A 951-nucleotide genomic window follows, 5' to 3' on the forward strand; every position below is an offset into this window, starting at 1 on the left:
GAGCGCGACGGCGGACCCGACCGGGACCGGGAGCGGGGCCGTACCGCGGACCGCGGCGGCGAGCGCGGCCGGGGCTAGGAAAGGACCGGGGCCGGTGCCGGCGACGACCGGCGGACGGACGGCCCGGTCCTGAGAGATCTTTTTCGGTCGGAGTCGCCCGTCGGCGGGCGTTCGAATCCTGGCCCGGAGGGGTGAGGTCGGTACGGGGAGGTAGGATTGAACGTGTCTGGCCGGACGAGCGCCCGAGCCTGCCCTGAGCGAACGTGCGTGGGGTGCAGGGAGCGAGTGGCCAAGAACGATCTGCTGCGCATCGTGCTGAGCGGAGAACAATGTGTTCCCGATCAACGCGGTACGCTGCCCGGCCGGGGTGCGTATGTGCACCCCGCCTTGGTCTGTCTGGACCTGGCGGTCCGCCGTAGGGCGTTTCCCCGGGCCTTCAAGGTCCAGGGACCGCTCGACAGCGCGGAGCTGCGCAGGACCGTCGAAGCCCGTACGGCGACGGCGGCCCGGTAGGAACGGTGCACCGCAAGAAGCACCGCAGGAAGACGTACGGCACGGAACCCCGTGCGGTTCAGGTACCTCGCGAGTTGGAAGTAGGTCGAGATTGCGATGAGCACTCGATGAGTACGCGATGAGTACGCCCATGAAGTAGCGACGGTCCGGCGGTAACCCGGACCTAAAAGGAGCGAAGTGGCTAAGGTCCGGGTATACGAACTCGCCAAGGAGTTCGGGGTTGAGAGCAAGGTCGTCATGGCCAAGCTCCAAGAACTCGGTGAATTCGTCCGTTCGGCGTCCTCGACGATCGAGGCGCCGGTTGTACGTAAACTGACCGACGCATTGCAGGGCCCCGGCGGCAACGCCGGCAAGGCCCCCGCGAAGCCGGGGGCGCCGCGCAAGGCGACCCCCGCGAAGCCCGGCGCACCCTCGCCGGCCCAGGCGGCGCGTCCCGCC

Annotated in this window: 2 protein-coding genes; both read left to right on the forward strand. The window is 68.9% G+C overall.

Translation table 11 applies throughout. The features are described from left to right. Window positions 1–222: 222 nt before the first annotated feature. Window positions 223–513, forward strand: coding sequence for a YlxR family protein (locus GT042_RS21150; protein WP_161310295.1), 291 nt, complete (start codon window positions 223–225; stop codon window positions 511–513). A gap of 177 nt (window positions 514–690) precedes the next feature. After that, window positions 691–951: translation initiation factor IF-2 N-terminal domain-containing protein (locus GT042_RS21155; protein WP_161310296.1), on the forward strand; the 261-nt coding region annotated here is incomplete at its 3' end.

The organism is Streptomyces sp. SID3212 (assembly GCF_009865405.1).
GTDB lineage: Bacteria > Actinomycetota > Actinomycetes > Streptomycetales > Streptomycetaceae > Streptomyces.